This is a genomic window from Cystobacter fuscus, from assembly GCF_044360685.1.
In the GTDB taxonomy this organism is placed as follows: Bacteria; Myxococcota; Myxococcia; order Myxococcales; family Myxococcaceae; genus Cystobacter; species Cystobacter fuscus_C.
In genome coordinates this window covers 10,725,904-10,746,603 of sequence record NZ_CP043491.1, presented here as the reverse complement: position 1 = coordinate 10,746,603, position 20,700 = coordinate 10,725,904, and the positions used below count along the sequence as shown (strand labels likewise).

16 protein-coding genes are annotated in these 20,700 nt (G+C 66.5%); 11 read left to right on the top strand and 5 right to left on the bottom strand.

Going from position 1 to position 20,700, the window contains the following annotated elements; all coding sequences use genetic code 11:
• Positions 1-107: 107 nt before the first annotated feature.
• Both F0U63_RS43940 and F0U63_RS43935 read left to right on the top strand, forming a co-directional pair.
• Positions 108-1,805, top strand: a complete 1,698-nt coding sequence (locus F0U63_RS43940; protein ID WP_395840488.1) for a protein kinase — start codon at positions 108-110, stop codon at positions 1,803-1,805.
• 83 nt (positions 1,806-1,888) lie between these two features.
• Complete coding sequence (locus F0U63_RS43935; RefSeq protein ID WP_395840486.1) at positions 1,889-3,007, top strand: leucine-rich repeat domain-containing protein; 1,119 nt, start codon at positions 1,889-1,891, stop codon at positions 3,005-3,007.
• A gap of 2 nt (positions 3,008-3,009) precedes the next feature.
• Here F0U63_RS43935 and F0U63_RS43930 read toward each other — a convergent pair whose 3' ends face one another.
• The gene (locus tag F0U63_RS43930; RefSeq protein WP_395840483.1) at positions 3,010-4,041 is read right to left on the bottom strand and encodes an Rpn family recombination-promoting nuclease/putative transposase; all 1,032 of its coding nucleotides are present in this window, start codon (positions 4,039-4,041) and stop codon (positions 3,010-3,012) included.
• Between the two features lie 256 nt (positions 4,042-4,297).
• On the opposite strand from F0U63_RS43930, the gene F0U63_RS43925 reads away from it, so the two are divergent.
• The gene (locus tag F0U63_RS43925) at positions 4,298-4,888 is read left to right on the top strand and encodes a hypothetical protein (RefSeq protein ID WP_395840481.1); all 591 of its coding nucleotides are present in this window, start codon (positions 4,298-4,300) and stop codon (positions 4,886-4,888) included.
• A 294-nt stretch (positions 4,889-5,182) separates the two neighbouring features.
• Here the strand turns inward: F0U63_RS43925 and F0U63_RS43920 are convergent, their stop codons facing one another.
• The 4 genes from F0U63_RS43920 to F0U63_RS43905 all read right to left on the bottom strand — a co-directional run bounded on the left by F0U63_RS43920 (position 5,183) and on the right by F0U63_RS43905 (position 9,986).
• Positions 5,183-6,166 carry a hypothetical protein gene (locus tag F0U63_RS43920; protein WP_395840479.1) on the bottom strand — a complete coding sequence of 328 codons (984 nt, stop codon included), beginning with the start codon at positions 6,164-6,166 and terminating at the stop codon, positions 5,183-5,185.
• 16 nt (positions 6,167-6,182) lie between these two features.
• Entirely contained in the window at positions 6,183-6,650 is a 468-nt protein-coding gene (locus F0U63_RS43915) for an ABA4-like family protein (RefSeq protein ID WP_395840476.1), read from the bottom strand.
• Positions 6,651-6,807: 157 nt separating this feature from the next.
• The gene (locus F0U63_RS43910) at positions 6,808-8,358 is read right to left on the bottom strand and encodes a response regulator (RefSeq protein WP_395840473.1); all 1,551 of its coding nucleotides are present in this window, start codon (positions 8,356-8,358) and stop codon (positions 6,808-6,810) included.
• On the bottom strand, positions 8,358-9,986 hold the full coding sequence (locus tag F0U63_RS43905; RefSeq protein ID WP_395840471.1) for a PAS domain S-box protein: 1,629 nt from the start codon (positions 9,984-9,986) through the stop codon (positions 8,358-8,360). The genes F0U63_RS43910 and F0U63_RS43905 overlap by 1 nt, the downstream gene beginning before the upstream one ends.
• 144 nt (positions 9,987-10,130) lie before the next feature.
• Between F0U63_RS43905 and F0U63_RS43900 the strand changes: the two genes are divergently transcribed.
• The 8 genes from F0U63_RS43900 to F0U63_RS43865 all read left to right on the top strand — a co-directional run bounded on the left by F0U63_RS43900 (position 10,131) and on the right by F0U63_RS43865 (position 20,698).
• The gene (locus F0U63_RS43900; RefSeq protein WP_395848522.1) at positions 10,131-11,741 is read left to right on the top strand and encodes a Na+/H+ antiporter; all 1,611 of its coding nucleotides are present in this window, start codon (positions 10,131-10,133) and stop codon (positions 11,739-11,741) included.
• Positions 11,742-11,993: 252 nt separating this feature from the next.
• Positions 11,994-13,004, top strand: coding sequence for a DUF2169 domain-containing protein (locus F0U63_RS43895; RefSeq protein ID WP_395840468.1), 1,011 nt, complete (start codon positions 11,994-11,996; stop codon positions 13,002-13,004).
• Positions 13,001-14,050: a hypothetical protein gene (locus F0U63_RS43890; protein ID WP_395840465.1), complete on the top strand. Its 1,050-nt coding sequence runs from the start codon at positions 13,001-13,003 to the stop codon at positions 14,048-14,050. The genes F0U63_RS43895 and F0U63_RS43890 overlap by 4 nt, the downstream gene beginning before the upstream one ends.
• 13 nt (positions 14,051-14,063) lie before the next feature.
• Entirely contained in the window at positions 14,064-15,227 is a 1,164-nt protein-coding gene (locus F0U63_RS43885) for a PAAR-like domain-containing protein (protein WP_395840463.1), read from the top strand.
• 45 nt (positions 15,228-15,272) lie between these two features.
• Positions 15,273-16,001, top strand: a complete 729-nt coding sequence (locus F0U63_RS43880; RefSeq protein ID WP_395840461.1) for an SMI1/KNR4 family protein — start codon at positions 15,273-15,275, stop codon at positions 15,999-16,001.
• A 1,058-nt stretch (positions 16,002-17,059) separates the two neighbouring features.
• The gene (locus F0U63_RS43875) at positions 17,060-18,430 is read left to right on the top strand and encodes a phosphomannomutase/phosphoglucomutase (protein WP_395840458.1); all 1,371 of its coding nucleotides are present in this window, start codon (positions 17,060-17,062) and stop codon (positions 18,428-18,430) included.
• A gap of 66 nt (positions 18,431-18,496) precedes the next feature.
• A complete protein-coding gene (locus F0U63_RS43870) occupies positions 18,497-19,429 on the top strand; it encodes an ROK family protein (protein ID WP_395840455.1) in 933 nt (310 codons plus the stop codon).
• A gap of 63 nt (positions 19,430-19,492) precedes the next feature.
• A complete protein-coding gene (locus tag F0U63_RS43865; protein WP_395840453.1) occupies positions 19,493-20,698 on the top strand; it encodes a BMP family protein in 1,206 nt (401 codons plus the stop codon).
• The last annotated feature ends 2 nt before the right edge of the window (positions 20,699-20,700 follow it).

The following is a 20,700-nucleotide window of genomic DNA, read 5'->3' as shown; positions in this document are numbered from 1 at the left end:
ACAGAGCATGAAGCGGGGGCGCCCTGCTCCCCCGGCGACGACTTCCCGTGCGACAGCGAGACGTTGTCCGGCATGGGGTACGGCCCGCTGGTGTTCGTGCGCAAGCTGTGGGCACCGGGACGCTGGCGAGCGTGTACCTCGCCCAGCACCCGTCGAGTGGTGCGCTCTTCGCGGTGAAGGTGCTGCACTCCCACCTGGCGCGCACGCCCGCGGTGCTCCAGCGCTTCTACGCGGAGGCGCGCACGCTGCAACACCTCGTGCATCCGAGCGTGGCGCGGGTGCTCGACGTGCGCCAGGCGCCCAATGGCCACCACTGCCTGCTCATGGAGTACGTGGACGGCCTCGCCCTGTCGCGGCTGCCGCTGCCCCTGCCTCCCGCCGAGGCCGTGTTCCTGCTGCTCCAGGTGCTCGAGGGGCTGGAGGCCGCGCACGCGAGTGGCATCGTCCACCGCGATCTCAAGCCGGAGAACCTGGTGCTCACCACCGGGCGTGACGGCTCGCGGCGCGTGAAGATCCTCGACTTCGGCATGGCGAGCACCCTGGCCGAGGGCTTCTCGCCGGAGGAGCTCTCCGCGGGCATGGTGGTGGGAAGCCCCGCCTACCTCGCGCCGGAGCTGTGGGTGCGCGCCGAGCCGGATGGCCGCGCGGACCTGTACTCGCTCGCGGTGCTGGGCTACCGGCTGCTGACGGGACGGCTTCCCTTCGGCGGCGGGGGCCGCATGGGGGAGATGCTGCTCGTGCACAAGCCGAGCGTGCCGCTGGCGCCGCACCAGTTGGACGAGCAGGTGCCCGTCGCGCTCTCCGCGGTGTTGATGCAGGCCCTGTCGCTGCGGCCGGATGATCGCTTCGCCACCGCGCGCGCCTTCCGGGCGGCGCTGAACGAGGCGATGCGGCGGCCCGCCTTCGGGTGCATGGCGCCCGCGGCCTTCCAGGTGCGGGTGGAGGATGCCGGGGGCCTGGGACTGGTGCCGGTCTTCGTGAACGACGTGAGCGATGACGGGCTGCGCATCGCCTGTGATGGGGAGCTGCCCCGGTTGGGCGCGCGCCTGGAGGTGGAGTTGTCGCTCAATGGGTGGGTGCTCGCGTGCACGGCGGACGTGGTGCGCCTGCTGCCCGCCGAGGAGGCGCGGACGTGGGGAGGCCGCCAGGGCTTCATCCTCCAGTTCTCCGAGCCCTCCGAGGACGTGCGCCGGCTCATCGCCCAGGCCCTGGCGCCGCCGCCGCCGGAGACCCCGCTGGATGCGGAGCTCGCGCAGATCCTCGCGCGGGCGAGCGCGTGCGGACAGGATCCCTACTCGCTCCTGTCCATTCCACCGCACGCGGACTTCTCCGAGGTGATGCGGCGCCTCGCGCTGGCCGAGCGCCGGTTGGCGCCCTTCTGGCACCGGCCGCTGCCGGCCGAGCAGCGCCAGGCGCTGGAAGCCCTGCACGGCCGATTGGAGGCCGCCCGGCGCACGTTGGGGGATCCGCTGGCACGCGCCCGCTTCGATGCGTCCCGGGGCAACTTCCACGGCGTGGCGCATTGCCTCGCGGCCGGAGTGCCGCATGCGTCGGTGAACCGCCTGCGTCAGGCGTTCCTCGCCGCCCGGCCGGACGCGGAGGCGCGCGCGCGGGAGCTGTTCGACGGGGGCGTCGTCCTGGAGGCGCAGCACGTGCTCGATGGCGCGCTGGCGCGCTACACGGAGGCGCTGCGCGTGGATCCGCTCAACGTGGGCATCCACCGCTACTACCACGCGCTGGCCAGGCGGATGCACTCTTCCCGGCTCCAGGCTCCTGGCACGGAGCAGACCGCCGCGTCCTCGTGAGTTCGCTTCACGAATCCATGCACAGCGGGTAGACCATGAGCCCCGGTGGGAAGGGTGCCCGGCTTGCATGATTCGAGGGAGCGATGGTGGCGAAGAAGGCGGTGAAGAAGTCTGGTGACACCTCGCTCGCGAAGGAGTGGAAGCGCCTGGAGAAGCAGCTCTCCAAGGCGCTCGGCAAGGCTTCCATCGGTGGCTACCCCGCGGAGCTCGAGCCGCGTGGCATGTCCTTCGAGCACGCGTTCGATCCCTCCCCACTGCTTCCCCCGGACTATCTCCAGTTCGTGAAGGAGCTGGGTTACCGGTGGGTCAACTCCGGTGACACGGCGCTGGGCTTTCTTCCTCCCCGGTGGATGCTGAATCTCTCCCAGCAGATGGGGGAGCCGGGCCGGAAGTGGGAAGCGGTTCGCTCGGAGCGGGAAGCCGGTACTCACACCTACCGCTTCGTGATGTTCGCCTCCCGCGACATCAACGACGTCAACGGGTACTGCTTCGGCAAGAGCGAGGCCGGCGACGCGCTGGTGGTCTGGAACGTGGAGGACAGCCTGCCCGAGAGCGAACTGGGGCCGTTCTCCACCTGGCTCAAGGCGGAAATGGAAGCGCTGGGCGAAGCGCTCTCGGAGCTGGACGGGCAGAGCGGGGACGATGAGGCGCTGGGAGAGCCGCTGGGCCTCGAGGGCGAGTCCCTCGAGATGAAGGTGGCGGTGAAGCTTCCCAAGAAGGGGAGCGCGGAGGGCGTGCTGGCCGCGTTTCCCAGGACGGAGAAGGAGCTCACGCTGAACGGCCGGAAGCTGGGGACGCTGCCGGCGTCGATCGGTGAGTTCTCGGAGCTGGAGCGGCTGTGGCTGGGCTCGACGGGGCTCAAGCAACTGCCCGGGGAACTGGGCCAGCTTCGGAAGCTGAAGAAGCTCGATCTGTCCTTCAATCGCGAGCTGTGCTCCCTTCCTCCCGAGGTGGGGCAGCTCCAAGCGCTCGAGTCGCTCAACCTGAAGAACACGGGGCTCACCACGCTCCCCGAGGAATTGGGCCGGCTCGAGCGGTTGACGTTCCTCGACCTGCAGGCGACGGCGCTCAAATCCCTCCCGGCCTGTCTCTTCCAGATGAAGAGCCTCAAGACCCTGGACCTGTACTGGACGCCCATTCCTCCCGAGGAGCTGGAGCGGCTGCGCCGGGCGCTCCCGGACTGCAAGGTGGGGACGCTCTGACTCTACTGCGTCAGGTCCTCCATCACGTCGGAGAGGGTCGTGGCGTTCAGGGCCCGATCGAACCAGTGGTCGAGGGTCGCCAGATCCGTGCAGGTGAGGATGCGCTGCCGGGCCGCTTCGTCGACGTACAGACCCCGCGTGGCGAGAACCCGCAGGACGTACTCGGCACGCCCTCGGCTCAGACCCTCCTCCCGGCCCTCTTCCCGGCCCTTCGTCAGACCTTGTTGGCGACCACGCTCGATGAGTTCCTCGCCATAGCTCCGCATCAGCTCCTCCGCTCGTTGCTCATCCAGCACCGAATGTAACACCCGCCCGGTGGCTTCGTGGACGGCCGCGTCCCCGATCCACAGCAGGTAGCGGATGAGCACCACCAGGTGTTCGGCCCCTTCGTGGGCTGTCTGCACCTGCGTGAAGAGCGCCACCCAATCAGGCAACTTCTGGGCCAGCTCCTCGGTACGCCCATAGCGCAGCACCAGCCAGGCCAGCTGGGCCAGCGGTGGGCCTGGGCGCGCCCTCAGCGCCTCCTCCCGCTCTGCGGTCAGGTCGTCCAAGAGGTACTCGAAGCGCGGCACCAGCGCTCGCCACCGCGCTCGCTGTTCCTCCTCTCCACCCGGAAGGTCGAAGAGGTCCTCCACCCGGCGCGGCGCCGTCCAGGCTCCGTCTGGCCCGTGGTACATAACGAGTGGAATGACGAGGGGGAGCAGCGCACTTTCTGGATGCTCTTGGTGCCAGCGCTCCACCTGGCGCACCACGTAGCGCAGCATGCGCAGCGCCATCCACCTGTTCACCGTGGACTGATGCTCCAGCAGCACATACAGCAGCAGCGGGCGACCCGTGTTCAGTCGAGCCGTGAAGAGCAGGTCGCTCTCGGTCTCCCGTAGCTCCGGGTCCACCACGCTGCCGGGCTCTCGCCGCAAGGATGCCCAGTCCACCTCGGAGACGACATGCGGGGGCAGGACGGCGCGCAGTTCGGCCGCCGCCCGCTCGGGGTGGCTAAAGGTGTAGCGGGCGAAGAGGTCATGCGGTCCAGACATGGCGAGCCGTGCTCCAAGCATGCGGCGGGCCAATGTCTCCGGAACGAGTTCTGTGACGCCTTCTTCGGACACCTTCTTCGGGGTGACACCTTCTTCGGGAAATGCGCTCAAGCGCGCTGCCGCGACGGCTCGCTAGACCTCATCCTCCTGGCCCCGATGGGCGGGTTGAAGACATCTCAACCAAACTCCAAGCTTTTGTCGTGAGCCCGAGAACCTGCTCACATCGGGAGGAGGACACGTCATGAGGAGTTTCCTGTTGAAGGAGATGCTCGCAGGTCTGGCTCTGGTGCTGGGGGGCTGCGGCGGCCTCGAGGTAGCGGATGAGCCGAATCCGGACATCGGAGATACCGCGCCCGTCCAGGGGCAGCACTGCGTAGTGGAGGCCGCGGCTGTCAAACCGGAAGAGGAGCCTCCCAGTGATCTGCCGCCGGCAAAGCTGGACTGCTTCGTCTCGTTTGCCGAGGCGATCACCTTCGCGACCAATGGGGTCGTCCAACTGCCGCCTGATGCGACTCCGGATGAGTTCACACCGGAACCGCCGTCGGCGCCGGACGTGACCCCCACGCAGTATGTCATCGCCGTTGAATACCAGCACCGCGGGTACGGTGGCCGCTCGCTGACCATTACCAGCAGGACCACCTGCGCCCAGGGCAATATTGTCATGCCATCCATGCCCTCGGGCTGGAATGACATCATCTCCTCGGCCCGGGCGTACGCAGAGTGCAAAAACTCGTACCACTATCAGCACGTCAACTACGGAGGGGCGGTCGTAAACTGCGGTACTGCCTGCTCCTACATCGGTGATCCGATGAACGACCGGACCTCGTCCATTCGCTGGACGCGCTGAGCCCGGTCCACTGCCTCTGGCCTGCCTCGAGTGCCTTTTAGGGGGAGCGGGCGGGAGCAGAGTGGGAGGTGAGGGCCGCTGACGGGTAGCCCATGAGCCGCACGCCGGGCCGGCGCGGAGTAACAGCTCGCCGCTTCCCATCCGAGTGAGGCGAAGAGAAGCCAGCCGTATCTCCCAGCCGTGTCTCAATGTGGGGGTGTTGGTCGGGAGGGGGCGCGTGAAGGTGCTGGGGTCCGCAATGGCGGAGAACGCGGCGCGCAGCAGGTCGCGCTGGGAGAGACTCCCAGCACCCGTTCAGCCCATGCCGACGGGCGCGGGCGGAGGGATGGATTCGGACGCGCGGCGGCGGAGCGTGTGGGCGGCGAGCGTGAGAAGGCTCGTTCCGGCGACCGCGCCCAGGCTCGCGACGCCCACCGCGTCCCAGGAGACGATGGACTGGCCGCGCAGGGCCTGGAGCCCGAGCACCAGGGTGATGCCCAGGTAGCCCACTCCCGCCGCGCGCACCCATGCCAGCTCCCGCGACTCGGAGCGCTGCTTGCGGCGCGCGAGCCCCAGCGCGAGCAGCGGCAACACCTGCAGGGCGTGCATCCCGACGAAGTGCGCGGGCCGCATGTCTCCCGCCGTGCGGCTCCACCCGACGAGCGGCAGGCCCGGGCCCCCATCCCGTCCACCAAAGGTGTGTCCGCCCACCTCGAGCGGCCGCTGGCCGGACGCCAGGGTCTCGAGCTGCTCGCCGTGGGGCGAGGTCATGAAGAACCCGAGCCCCATGCCCACCAGCGTCACGAGCAGGCCCATCCGCAGGGTCGAGGCCAGCACCCGGTCCTCCAGTCGCGAGCGCAACAGGACGAGGGCGAAGACCAGCACGGTGACCCACATGACGGTGATGGCGATGCCCATGGAGGAGAAGACCGCCTGGTCGAACGCCGTCGCGGTGTTGAAGTGACTGCGCACCCCGCGCGCCGCCTGGAGCGTGATGGCCACCATCTCCAGGTAGCCGCAGGCGGCGATGACGACGCCCACCCGGCGCAGGAAGCGGCGGCGCTCCGGCAGGAAGGAGAAGAAATAGAGCAGGGTGGCCTCGAAGATCGTGAGCGAGACGTAGAACTTGAAGGGCTTGAGCCAGAGCGGCTCGCCCACGAGCTGGCGCTCATCCACCCCCAGCAGCAGGGCGGTGATCACGGCGCCCGCGAACATGAGCACCGTCTTCACGGTCAGGGCGGGCGAGAGCGCCCAGGCCCGGTTCCAGACGTCACGCGGCGAATAGGTCGTGGTCGACATGGGGCGTCTCCTGGGGCTACAGCGCGGCGGCGGGTTGAGCGGCGGAGGGAATGGGCGCCACGGCGGGAAAGAAGCGCCGGGTGGCGAGCCGGACTCCAGCGTAGGCGAGGTACCCCGACGGCCCGAGCATGAAGGTCAGCAGCAGGCATGGCACCACGAGCAGATGCGGGATGCCTCGGCGCTGCGCGTCCGCGAGCACCACCCGGCCCACCAGGAAGTCGAACGCGAGGTAGTGGATCCACCCCGCGAGCAACATGCCCGGCATCCGCAGCGCGGCCTCGATGTGCGGCAGCGTGTCGAACTGGCTCAACAGCCCCGGCAGGTGCGGCGCGACCTTCAGCAGGTACACCCCGCCAATCACCAGCGGCAGCACGTCACTCTCCAGGTACCACTTCGTCACCCGCGTCCGGGGCGCGAACACCATCGCCGCCCACCCCAGCAGCACCGGGACATTCAGGATCCTCAACCACACGTCATCGCTCATGGTCCACCCTCGAAGGAGCGCGGCAGCGGCTCGCGCCCTCATGATGTAGACACTGTAAGCAGACATGTTTTCGTCGTCAACATCCATGTTTTCGCCGTCAACATGTGGACGGAAGGGGGGCCCTCGTCCTCCTGGAGGCAGAGGGAGGGGGGGCGGCTCAGGCGCGGGCGCGCGCTTCCAGCGGGGGCAGGGCGGCCATCTGGGCGCGCAGCTTCTGCAACTCGATGGGCTTGTCGAGGCAGGGCCGGCCCGTGCCATCGAGGAAGGCGCGGGTGTGCTCGGTGATGGCACCCCCCGTCATGAAGATGACGCGCTGGGCCTGGTCGGGCGCCAGTTGGAGCAGCATCTCGTAGAACTGGGGGCCGTCCATCTCCGGCATGAGCAGGTCGCAGAGGATGATGTCGAAGCGCTGGCCCGCGGCCACCCGTGCCAGGGCGGTGGTGCCCTGGACGAGCACGTGGACATCGCAGGGCGCTCCGAGCAGGCGCTGGAGCGCCCGTCCCACCATGGCGTCGTCATCCAGGACGAGCACGCACCTGGGCTGCGCGGGGGTGAGCAGCTCGCGCGAGGGCTGGGGCTCCAGGGCGTCGGCGCGGGGCAGCAGCAGGTGGAACACGCTGCCGCGCCCCATCTCGCTCTCCACGCCGAACTGGGCGCCCAGCTCCAGGGCGAGGCGGCGGCAGATGGACAACCCCAGGCCCGTGCCCACGCCCACCGGCTTGGTGGTGAAGAAGGGCTCGAAGATGCGCTCGCGCAGCTCCGGGGGGATGCCCCGGCCGGTGTCGTGCACCTCCACGCGCACCTGGCCGGTGTCTTCTTCCTCGCGCGTCACCAGGCGGATCTCCCGCGCGGTGCCGGGCCCGTCGGCGATGGCGTCCGCGGCGTTGATGAGCAGGTTGAGGAAGATCTGCCCGAGGGGCCCCTCGCCGCCGAGCACCTGGGACGTGGCGTTGTATTCCTTGATGACGCGCGCCCGGTGGGAGACGTGGTTCCACGCCATGCGCAGCGACGAGTCGAGCACGCGGTGCACGTCCAGGGGCCCGCGCTGCTTGTCCTCCGGCCGCGAGAAGACCTTGATGTCGCGCACGATCTCCCGGATGCGGTCGGCGCACATGCGCGAGTCGATCAACGCCTGCTCCTGCTCGGAGTCGGGGCCCTCGGCCAGCCGGGCGTCGAGCCCGCCGCGCTCCTCCAGGAGGAAGTCCAGGTTGGCCATGAGCGAGGCGAGCGGGTTGTTGATTTCATGCGCCACGCTGGCCGACAGCAGCCCCAGCGAGGCGAGCCGGTCCGACAAGAGCAACTGCTCCTGCATGCCCCGGCGCTCGGCCCGCACGCCGGCCTCCCGGAGCTCGCGCGCCATGGCGGGCCCCAGCCGTCCGAGCCGATCCTTGAGCAGGAAGTCGTGGACGCCGGCCTTCATGGCCGCCACGGCGGTGTCCTCGCCCATCTGTCCGGAGACGATGAGGAAGGGCAGGTCCAGGCCCCGCTGCTTCACCAGCCGGAAGGCGGCCAGCGCGTCGAAGCGCGGCAGGGCATAGTCCGCGATGATGGCGTCCCAGGGCCCCTGGTCGAGTGCCTGGGTGAACGCCTCGGCCGTCTCGACGCGGGTGTGGGTGATGTCATAGCCGCCGCGCCGCAGCTCGCGCAGCACCAGCAGGGCATCGTCCTCGAGATCCTCGACGAGCAGCAGTTTCAGGGGGGTGGCCATCAGCTGTTCCTTCGTCCATCGTCCCTTTGTCCGTCCGTGGAGGGGGGGGCTCCTCCACTCGAGGTGTCGTGCAGGGTGAAGAAGAAGGTGGCTCCCTGACCCACCCGCCCCTCGCCCCAGACGCGGCCTCCATGGCGCTGGATGATACGCCGCACCGTGGCCAGACCCACGCCATTGCCTTCGAATTCCTGGGGGCCGTGCAGGCGCTGGAAGACGCCGAAGAGCCGGGACTGATACCCCATGTCGAAGCCCGCCCCGTTGTCCCGGACGAAGTAGACGCGCCCTGGGCCCCCCTCCCCGGGCAGGGCGCCGAACTCGATCTCCGCCAGGGGGCGCTCCCGGGTGAACTTCCAGGCGTTACCCAACAGGTTCTCCAGCACCGAGCGCAGCATGCGCGCGTCCCCCCGGTCCATCAGCCCCTCCTGGATGCGCAGGTGCACGGTGCGCTCGGGCTGCGCGCGCTGGAGCTGCTCGGCGCTGGCACGCGCCAGGGCGGACAGGGAGACGTCCGTCTCCTGCAGTCCCGTGCTGGTGACTCGTGAGAGCGTGAGGATGCCGTCGATGAGCTCGGACATGCGCTGGGCCGCGCCGCGGATGCGCTGGAGGTAGTCCTCGCCCGTGGCGTCGAGCTGGCCCGGACAGTCCTCGCTCAGTGCGAGGCTGAAGGTGGAGATGGCGCGCAGGGGGGCGCGCAGGTCATGCGCCACCGAGTAGGCGAAGGCCTCCAGCTCCCGGTTGGAGAACTCGAGCTGGGCGGTGCGCTCGGCGATGCGGCGCTCCAGCTCCTCGTTGAGCCGGCGCACCTGCTGCTCGGCCTCGCGGCGCTGGGTGATGTCGGTGACGGTGGCGAGCGCTCCGGTGTAGTGGCCCGCCTCGTCGCGCAGGGGATTGGAGGACAGCATCGTCCAGATGGCCCGCCCGTCCTTGTGGCGCAGCGCCATGTCGTGCACGGAGCTGAACCCCTGCATGCGCCGCTCGAGGTTGAGCGTGACCTGGTGGTGGCTGCCCGCGTCGACGAACGCGAGCACGTGCTGGCCCAGCATCTCCTCCACCGTGTAGCCGAGCATCCGCGCCATGTAGCGGTTGGCGTAGGTGGTGCGGCCCTCGCTGTCCAGCATCCAGATGCCTTCCTGGGCCGCCTCCACGATGAGGTGGAAGCGCTGCTCGGCGCGGCGCTGCTCGGCCTGGGCCCGCCGCTCCTGGGAGATGTCACGCATGAAGAGCAGGACACCGAGCATGCGTCCCTGCCGGTCGCGCACGCTCCGGGTACTCACGCGCACGTAGTAGCCCGTGGGCAGGTGATCCGCCTGGACGAAGAGATCGGCGGAGGGGGCCTCCTCGCCTCGCAGCGCGCGGTTCACCGGCAGCCGCTCGGGCGGCACGGGCGCGCGGGTGTCCGGGTCGGAGAAGCGGAAGTGGTGGTACCACTCCTCCTGCGTCATGCTCTTGAGCCCTAGCCCCTGGAACTCGAGGGCCGAGGGGCTGAAGTAGATGATGTGCCCCGTGGCGTCGGAGACCATGACCCGCTCGGAGAGCGTGTCGACGAGCGCTCGCAAGAGGGCGGGGTGCTGGAAGAGGCCCTCGGCCATTGTGTCGGAGAGGTCGGTCGAGGAGGACGAGGCGCTCATGCCTTGGCAGGAATGCCCCATCCTCCTTCCGGGCGCCAATGCCCGGAGCGCGCCCGGCTCCTCGCCCGCCTTCCGCGCCCCAGCGTCTGTTCCAACCTCCATCGCGGTGGAGTAGTCTGTTTTGACCTCAAACTGGGTGGGATGATGACTTTCGAGCTGGGCTTCGTGCTGCTCTTCTCCATCGCGACGGCGGTGGCGATCGTGGCGCGCTACTTCAAGTTTCCCTACACGGTGGCGCTGGTGGTGGCGGGGCTGACGCTGGGGGTGGTGCACGCCTTCGAGCCGCCGCATCTGACGAAGGAGCTGCTCTTCGCCATCATCCTGCCGGGGCTCATCTTCGAGGCGGCCTTCCACGTGGAGTTCCGCAAGTTCTGGAAGAACAAGCTGGCCATCCACGCGCTGGCCATTCCCGGGGTGGTGGCGTCGGTGGCGATCACCGCGCTGCTCCTGTCGCCGGTGGTGGGGGGGCTGAACCTGGTGCCCGGCTTCGGCTTCCTGTCCGCGCTGGTGTTCGCCGCGGTCATCGTCTCCACGGATCCCATCGCGGTGGTGGGGCTGTTCAAGGCGCTGGGCGCGCCCAAGCGGCTCGCGGTGCTGGTGGAGGGCGAGAGCCTGCTCAACGACGGGACGGCCGTGGTGCTCTTCACGCTCATCGTGGCGGTGGCGTCCGGAGGGCAGTTCACCGTGGGCGGGGCGACGCTGGACTTCATCCGGGTGGCGGGCATGGGCGGGCTCATCGGGGGCGCGGTGGGCTTTGGCGTGTCCCAGGTCATCCAGCGCGTGGATGACGCCATGGTGGAGATCACCCTCACGGTCATCGCGGCGTACGGCTCGTTCGTGGTGGCCGAGCACTTCCACTACTCGGGCGTGATCGCCACGGTGACGGCCGGCATGCTGTGCGGCAACTGGACGGCGCACCTGAGCATGAGCCCCACCACGCGCGTGGCGGTGGCGAGCTTCTGGGAGTACCTGGCCTTCGCGCTCAACTCGGTGGTGTTCCTGCTCATCGGGCTGGAGGTGCAGCTCGGCTCGCTGCTGGCGTCGTGGAAGCCCATCCTCCTGGCGTACGGGGCGGTGCTCGCCGGGCGCGCGGCGGTGGTGTTCCTGGTGTCGGCGCTCCTGCGCTTCACCTCCGAGCGCATGCCCTGGAGCTGGAGCGCGGTGCTCACCTGGAGTGGCCTGCGCGGCGCCATCTCCATGGTGCTGGTGCTGGGCCTGCCCGACGACTTCGCCCACCGCGAGCTGCTGGTGAACATGACGTTCGGCGTGGTGGTGCTCTCCATCATCTTCCAGGGGCTCACCATGGCGCCGCTGCTCAAGCGGCTGGGCATCACGGGCGTCAAGGACGTCTACCAGGAGAAGTACGAGCGGGCGCGGGGGCGGATGAGCGCCATCCACGCGGCCCTCACGGCGCTGGAGTCCATGCGCCGCACGCGCGACATCCCCGCGGACGTGCTCGAGCAGCTCGAGCGCGACTACCAGCTCAAGGCCACCGAGGCCGAGCGGGAGCTGTCCGCCCTCAAGCAGCAGACGACGCGCTTCCACGAGGAGGAGCACGAGGAGGCGGTGCGACGCATGCTCATCGTGGAGAAGGACTCGCTGCTCAAGAGCTACCAGAAGGGCGCCATCGGCCGGGACGTCTTCGAGCACCTGAGCGCCGAGCTCGACCAGCGGCTCGCCGGGGTGAAGGACGCCGAGGGCCACGTGCCCCTGGAGCAGTCCTCCTCCGCCGTCGCCGAGCCGGTGGGGGGCTGAGTCAGCGCACGATGAAGTCGAACCGGTCCACGGCCGCCTTGAACTCCTCCATGGTGGTTCCCGAGCGCTTGGCCTCGGCTGGCGCATAGAACGTCAAGGCGGCCGTCGAGCTCTGTTGAATGGGGTCTCGGGCGGAACGTCCCAGATCTTTCGTTGCCGTGGTTGCGAGGCGGCTCAAGTATCGGCTTCGTTCATGAGATGGCTGCCCCATGAATTGACATCAAGCGTGTGGACTTTGTACTCTTTGAGTCCATGTGGGGGTTGAAGAATCGCACAGCCTACGCTGCGGAGCGTAACTGGACGCGTGACAAGAACGGTGTCCATTGGTGGCTCGTCGCGGTCAAGGCGACGTTCAACATCACGCCTGGGGGGCGGCCCATATTGGCGGACACGCAACTACCCCCGGTGCTTGTGCCGGAGTACTTTGGCGAACCAGGCAGGTCGAGCTTGCGCTACGACTCTGATCTTCTCGCGGCGAAGCCGGGCTCGGAGCTGCTAGTCATCGCGCACGCGCACGCGCCTCACGGGCGGCCTGTTCCAACGGTTCCGGTCTCGCTTCGTATCGAGCGACTTCACAAGGAATTGCTCGTCCACGGGGAGCGCATCTATGAGTCGGGGTGGCGCAACGTGACAGTGACTCGACCGCAGTCATTTACCACTCGTCCGATTCGGTACGAATTCGCATTTGGCGGTAGCGATTTGTCCGACCCTGATCCCCAAAAACACCGCACTGACGAGCGAAACCCCATCGGGCGTGGTTTCGCGCGGCGAGCTGCCCATGTCGTTGGTAAATTAGCCCACGCGATCGAGTATCCAAGGGGCGATCCTGCGGAGATGGGACCAGCGGGGTTTGGGCCAATTGATCCCTCATGGATGCCTCGGCGCGCACTCGCGGGGACGTATGACGAGCGGTGGGAACAATCTAAGAAGCCGTTGCTCCCGGATGACTTCGACCCCTTGTTCGCACTGAGCGCCCCTGCGGATCAGCGGCTTGATAAGCCCATCATTGGCGGAGAGCGTGTCGAACTCCTGAACATGACCCCCGATGGTGCTTTGATCTTCGAACTCCCGCGCATTTCAATCAGCTGCACTACCCGCATTGGTATGCGGAGTGAGAAGCACAGCGCACGCGTGGTGACGGTACTCGTGGAACCTGAAGAGAGGCGCCTCTTCCTGGTATGGCAGAGCGTGCTGCGCGTTGCTGCTCCTGACGCGGACTACCTCGACGAAACAGAAATCGTCGAACAAAGGAACACGGCGTGAACGCCCAGGTCGAGGTGGTGGCTCTTGGTGCGCGAACACCCGTCGGCCTCAGCGCGGAGAGTAGCGCGGCGGCAGTGCGCGCTGGCATCTCGCGTTACGCAGAGTATCCTTTTATCAATGCACGCGGCGAACCGCTCGTAGTTGCCGCTGACCGGTTGCTGGAACCCAAGCTTGAGGGGCGGGAGCGTCTGGTTCCCATGGTCGAGAGCGTTCTTGAAGAAATTGAGGCCAAACTCGGCCACAAGGTGCTCTACGTGGGCAGTCTTCGCGTGTTGCTTGCGCTTCCAGAAACCCGTCCGGGATTCTCCGAGAGCGACGCAAAATGGGTTGCGGACTCCCTGGCCGCGCGTTTCCGAACGAAAACATCCAGCGCGCGCGTAGAGATTGCCGGACGTGGGCACGCCGGGGCGATTCAGGCAGTCGAGCATGTGTTGAGGGAGTGCTCCGAGAGTAGAGACAATCTGTTCTTGGTCGTTGGCGTCGATAGCTACCACCACACGGAGACATTCACTTGGTTGGAGCGCGGCCGCCGGTTCAAGCAGCCAGGGATTCGCAGCGGGTTCACCCCAGGAGAGGGAGCGGGATGCCTCGTCTTGATGAGTGCGGGATTGCGCCGTCACTTGCAACTCCCCCAATTGGCCGTCGTGAGAGGGGCGTGCACGGCACAGGAGCAACTCCTGCGTGACAGTGAGACGGGCTCGTTCGGCGCCGCGATGACACAGGCCGTCCAAGGCGTCGTCAAGGGGCTTGACCTTTCGCGAGAGGGGGTGGACACCCTGTACGCGGATATCAATGGGGAGCGCTACCGCAGCGAGGAGTGGGGCTTCGTTGCGTTACGTGCGCCGCCAATTTGGAAATCACCTGGATACAAGTCCCCGAGCGACTGCTGGGGCGATGTGGGGGCCGCGTTTGGAGTCCTTGGGAGCATACTTGCAGTCCGATCGTTTGCTCGGGGCTATGCGCAAGGTCCCAGGGCTCTGGTGATGGCTGGTTCAGACCATGGACTGCGGGGAGTGATGCTCCTGCAAGCTCCGCAGATGTCATGAGGAGTCATGATAAATGACAAGCGTCTTGGTGAATCCTCCGAAAACTCCGGTGACCGAAGGGACTAACGGGGTTGCTGCGGCGACGTTACCTAACATATGCAAGATGCCAGGGCCGCCAGCGCCGTTCGTTCCGACTCCGTTGCCCAACATAGGCAAGAGTGGAACTGCACCGAGGAACTACTCCAAGAGCGTTACCATTGAAGGTAAGAAGGTGGCGATCCGGGGCGCCACTTTCGGATCTATGGGCGATGTGGCCAGCAAGGGCACTGGCGGCGGGCTGGCCTCCTCGAACGTGGAAGGACCCACGAATTTCGTGGGTCCTGGGTCCATGGATGTGAAGATCGAGGGGAAGAATATCCATTTGCTCGGCGAGCCGATGCTCAACAACTGCGGGCCGTGCGGGAGTCCACCCAACGCTGCGACAATGACGGGTGTGCTTCAGGAGTCCGGGTACTATATTTATAACACTGGACGGGATAATTGTCCCCTTTGCAATCAAGTACATGGCTCGGAGACTCTAATAGAGGAGACCAAAGACACGAAAGATGAATCCGAGCGTCTTGCCAACGAACTCGCCATGAAGGGCTATAACAACACCACGATGCTCGGCGTGGGTCGGTGCGAGTGCAAAAAAGAGTACTATGCGCATCGGTCAGGTTCTGCGGACAATGACTCCGAATTCTGCACGAGTGTTGAACGTCTTGGGTGGCATGGTCCCAAAGATGTAAAGCAAGATGTAGATGCGGTCAGTACTACAGACCCTCAGGTTCTGGCCTTCCTCAAGCAGCGTTTCAAGCACCGCGAGGCCGATGTGCAGGATCAATGGACTGAGGCTGGTAAAAAAAATGACGTGTATAATAGAATGAAGGGTAAAAAAGACGGCGAAGGCAAGGATTTCCCGGCAGCCTATGTGCCGGGTAGTTGCGCTGCTCCCAAGGTACTCATGCTTATCATGCAAGATGAAGCCTGGCCCGGCAAGATTACCGAGCGGTGGTTCCACAAGAAAGGGAGCGGCGGGTTGACCGGCGGGGAAATTGAATTTCATGACGTGAAGCTCGGCGCCAAAGTGCAACGAAAGTTCGAGCACGGCGAAACAGTTCCGCCGTGTACTACATGCGGGATTCTTGTCCCGTTGATGCTTTGTGTTGAACGTCAAAGGCCGAAATGTCGGCACTGAGCGCGGAAGGGTAATGATATGTCAGAACGAAAGATAGAGCTTGAAATGCAAGAGTTGCTCCTACGAATCGTGCCTGGGCTCGCTGAGCAATGGCGGGGTAGTTCTCCCGGGCAGATTGAACAGATTGAGCGGATTGCAGGTCGCCCATTGCCTTCATTCTATCGCTGGTTTTTGGCTCACATGGGCAATAGTATGGGGCCTTTGACTTATCCGACGCTAGATTTCTCAACGCAGAGAGTGCTCTCCTGTTATGAGCAGAGATTGGTCGTTCCTGATTCTCGATTCTTGCTCATCGCGCATGAGGCTGATGAGATGATGCCTTTGCATCTTTTTTATGATTTCGATATGTCGACACGAGAGGATGCTCTGGTGACGATGCGCGATGCCGAGGGAGGGGAGCTTTATGATAAATTTGAGACCTTGTATGAGATGTTGGCATGGGGGGCAGTCCTTGAATTTCGAATTTTTAGAATGCCACAGCAATGCGGAGGTGTTGTTGTAGGCGATTGTCCAGAGTTTCTCTCGCGCCTTGATCCAGTAATGGAAAGCCTGGGGTTCGCGGAGCCGCTTTCCACCGGTTCCCTTTGTCGACTGTATGAGCGATCTGATGCGGCGATGATCTGCAATCGTGCTCCAAGGGTAGGGCTTGGTGATAGGCGGGCTTTCATGCTTGGAGGCAGTAGCGCTGGAAGTCTCAGGAGAATTTTGGGCGAGATAGCAACGCAGCCCTCGCTGGAGGTCAGGGTTGGCGAGTGGACTCCGAAGCTGCAATAATGCGCCCGTTCTGCTTGGTTGGAGAACTCCTGGTGATGGCAAGAAAATAAATAATGACCCGGTCGCTGATGCTCCGGTAGTGGGAACTGAGCAGAGCATGGACGGTGACGCAGGTTGCCTCTTCTGGCGAGTATTCCGAGCGCGATGGGCGCCGAGATGCGCTACAGGGTGAACTCCACGTTCCCAGCGAACTGCACGTTCACCGCGTTCCTCTCCCCGAAGACCGCTGCGGCTCCCGCACCCGCGAGGAGGACGCGGACACAAGCCAGTGCATCCCGAGCACGACTGGATGTTGGGCTTTTCGTTCAGTCACAGCACCACCTCACCGCGCTCGGCCAGAATCCGCGCACGCTCGTAGCACCAAAGGATTCGTGCTGCCTTGTGCCGGAAGTTTCGGCAGGAGTCAGGGTCTTGGTACTCCAGCCGCACCACCGCGATTCGCTGGAGGGGAATTCTCCTGCGGGCGACCGGGGCAGGGAGCATCCATCACCACGTCCACGCCGAACTCGTCGAAGCGACGAACAGAGCGTCCAGGTGTTCTGCGGTCCAGTTCGAGCCGGTCAGCCAACTCCGACACGATAGTCGCTGGGTTGCCATGGCCAGCAGGGCAAGCGCTCGACGCGCGATGCGCTGCTCGGTGCGCCCATCTCGCACCAGCCTTTCCGGAGTAGGAGAACTCCTCTGCCGTAAGGTGAATGAGCCGCAGGGGACGTCTTCTCATCCACCAGAGCCATTCATCCACCGCGACTATGTCCACGAACTTACTAGATGAGCCATTCGTTCGGGTTCCGCTTGCCGCCGCCCCTGGGGATGGACAGACCCTACAAAAAGGGCTCTGGATGATGTGTGTGAATGTGTGTTTTAGGGCTGGTGGGTGGATGTGGGTGGTGCCCCGCGTCAAACTTCCGGGATGAAGGAGTTGTTCCCGGCCGGGGAGCGGCCGGGGGGAGGGGCGGCTGATCCAACCGCGCTTGGATACCCGCCCAATCCGCGCTTGTGTACAGTGCGCCGCCCTCGAACCGGACTCCCCTCGAGGGCTTCAGGAAAAACACAGCCTCATGAACGCGCACATCTTTCGCGAGTACGACATCCGTGGACTGGTCGGTAAGGATCTCACGCCCGAAGTGGTGGAACTGCTCGGGCAGGGACTAGGCACGGTGGTGCGGCGCAAGGGTGGGCGCAGCGTGGTGGTGGGCCGGGATTGCCGCGAGTCCTCGACGACCTTCCGGGATGCGCTGTGCCGGGGCCTGACGAGCACGGGGCTCAACGTGTTCGACGTGGGGGTGGTGCCCACGCCGCTGACGTACTTCGCCGCCAACACCCTGCCGGTGGACGGCCTGGCGATGATCACCGGCAGCCACAATCCGCCCGAGTACAACGGCTTCAAGATTGGCGCGGGCAAGACGACGTTCCACGGCCCGGAGATCCAGGCGCTGCGCAAGCTCATCGAGGAGCGCGACTTCGAGTGCGCGGAGCTGCCGGGCACGGTGAGCCCCTATGACATCACCACCCCGTACAACCACTTCATCCGCCAGACGGTGAAGGTGGGCCGCAAGGGGATGAAGATCGTCATCGACGCGGGCAACGGCACGGGCGGCGCGGTGGCCGTGCCGCTCTTCGAGAGCATGGGCTTCGAGGTGGTGCCGCTGTTCTGCGACATGGACGCGCGCTTCCCCAACCACCACCCGGACCCCACGGTGGTGGAGAACATGCAGGATCTCATCGCCGCGGTGAAGCGCGAGAAGGCCGAGGTGGGCATCGCCTACGACGGCGACAGCGATCGCATCGGCGTGGTGGATGACCAGGGCAACATCCTCTGGGGCGACCAGCTGATGATCCTCTTCAGCCGCTACGTGCTCAAGGCGAGCCCCGGCGCGGCCATCGTGGGCGAGGTGAAGTGCTCCTACACGCTCTACGACGACATCGCGAAGAACGGTGGCAAGGCCGTCATGTGGAAGGCGGGCCACTCGCTCATCAAGGCGAAGATGAAGGAGGAGCACGCGGAGCTGGCCGGGGAGATGAGCGGCCACATCTTCTTCAAGAACCGCTACTTCGGCTTCGATGACGCCGTGTACTCCTCGGCGCGCCTGCTGGAGATCCTCACCCACGAGAAGCAGAAGCTGTCGGAGCTGCTCTCGGACGTGCCCCGGACGTACGCCACGCCCGAACTGCGCGTGGACACGCGCGAGGAGCAGAAGTTCGAGATCGTCCGCCGGGCCACCGAGTGGCTGCGCAAGGCGGGCCACGCCCTGGTGGACGTGGATGGGGTGCGGGTGACGTTCTCGGACGGCTGGGGGCTCATCCGGGCCTCCAACACCCAGCCCATCCTGGTGCTGCGCTTCGAGGCGCGCACCCCCGAGCGGCTGGAGGAGATCCGCCAGCTCATCGAGGGCACGGTGGAGAAGATGCAGCGCGAGGTTGGCGCCTGAGTTAAAGGGGCCCGCATGCCCCGAGGCGGGGCGCGGGTTTCCGTGACGGACGGAGAAGGCACGCACATGGCCAGGCTTGGTATCGATCTCGGTGGCACGTTCGCGCGTGCCGCGGTGGTGGATGAACAGGGGAAGATCATCGCCGCCAACAAGGTGGCGCTCGAGGAGCGCACGCCTCCGGCGGTGGTGGAAGCCATCGCCCAGGCGGCTCAGCACGCGCTCAAGGACGCGGGCACCGCGGACGTGCGCACGTGCGGCGTGGGCGCCGCCGGGCAGATTCAAGGGGACTCGGGGGTGATGGCGGTGGCGCCCAACCTGGGCTGGCGCAACGTGCCGCTGGGCTCGCTGCTGGCCCAGCGCCTGGGCCACACCGTGAGGCTGGTGAACGACCTGCGCGCGGCGGCCTGGGGCGAGTTCCGCGCCGGCGCGGGCCGGGGCTCCCAGGACATGTACACGGTGTTCGTGGGCTCGGGCGTGGGCAGCGCCGCCATCTCCAATGGGAAGCTCATCCAGGGCGGCGGTGGGGTGGCCGGAGAGCTGGGCCACACCAAGGTGGTGCCGGACGGGCGCCTGTGCGGCTGCGGCGAGAAGGGCTGCCTGGAGGCCTACGCGGGCGGCCACAACATCATCGCGCAGGTGCGCGAGCTGCTCGCCTCGGGCAAGGCGCCCGTGGTGCGTGAGCTGACGGGGGGCAACCCCGACGCGGTGACGCCGGTGACGCTGGAGCAGGCGGCGGAGAAGGGCGACCCCGTGGCGCGCGAGCTGTACGAGCGCATCGGCCTGTACCTGGCGCTGGCCGTGGCCAACCAGGTGACGGTGCTCAACCCGGCGCGGCTCATCCTGGGCGGTGGCGTGCTGACGCACTGCCCGGGGCTGCGGCGGCGCGTGGTGGAGGGGGTGCAGCAGTACTCCTCCCGCACGTCGCGCGAGGGGCTGCTCATCACCGAGGCCGAGCTGGGCGACGACAGCGGCATCATCGGAGCGGCGCTCCTCGGTTGAGTGGCCCGGTTGAGTGGCCGGGGTGACTTGATGGGGAGGGTGCGGCTCTGCTAGAGGCCGACCATGGCCCCTTCCTCCTCCTTGTTGCGACTGTCCCTGCTGTCCGCCCTGGTGCTCGTGTCCGGCTGCAAGAAGCAGTCGGACGAGAAGCCGGCGGGCAGCGCTCCCTCCGCCGCCGCGCCTTCCGCCACCCCCGAGGCCCCCAAGGCCAAGGAGCTGAAGGTGGGCCTCGTGACGGACGTGGGCGGCCGGGGAGACCACTCCTTCAATGACTCGGCGCTGCGCGGGCTGGAGCTGTGGGCCGCGGGCAAGAAGATGGAGTCGGGCCGCTACGCGGACGTCTCCCCGGACGAGCTGAAGGCGACGCTCGTGCAGGACCTGGCCTCGCGCGGCATCGCCCCGGTGGGCGTCACCCCCGTGGTGCTGCAGAGCAAGGTGGCCGAGGACTACGAGCCCAACCTGCAGCTGCTGGTGGATCAGGGCGTGGACCTGTCCGTGGGCGTGGGCTTCATGCTCGAGAGCGCCGTGGAGACGGTGGCCAAGCGCAACCCGGAGGCGAAGTTCCTGCTCATCGACAGCCCCATCGTCGGCGCGGATGGCAAGCCGTACACGCTGCCCAACGTGCGCACGGCGGTGTTCCGTGAGGAGCAGGGCAGCTTCCTCGTGGGCGCGCTGGCGGGGCTCGCCACGCAGGCCGGCAAGGTGGGCTTCGTGGGCGGCATGGAGGTGCCCCTCATCAAGAAGTTCGAGGCGGGCTTCCGCGCGGGCGTGGCCGCCACCAACCCCAAGGCGACGGTGCTGGTGAACTACACCGGCAGCTTCGACAACGTGTCCGCCGGCAAACAGGTGGGCCAGGACCTGGTCTCCAAGGGCGCGGACGTCATCTTCCACGCGGCCGGCTCGGACGGCCTGGGCGTCATCCAGGCGGTGAAGGAGGCGCGCGAGGCGAAGAAGAACGTGTTCGTCATCGGCGTGGACTCGGATCAGTCCCCGCTCGCGCCCGAGGCGGTGCTCACCTCCATGGTCAAGCGCGTGGACCTGGCCGTGTACGAGGCCGTGCGTGACCTGCGCGACGGCAAGCTGACGGGCGGCGACGTGGTGCTGGGCCTCAAGGAGGGCGGCGTCACCTACGCCCCCGTGCGCGTGGAGTTCCCCGGGCGCGAGGCGGCCCTGCAGAAGGTCGAGGAGCTGCGCGCCAAGGTCGTCTCCGGTGAACTCCAGGTGCCCAGCCACCCCTCGCAGCTCAACGCCGCGCCCGCCAAGCCCTGAGT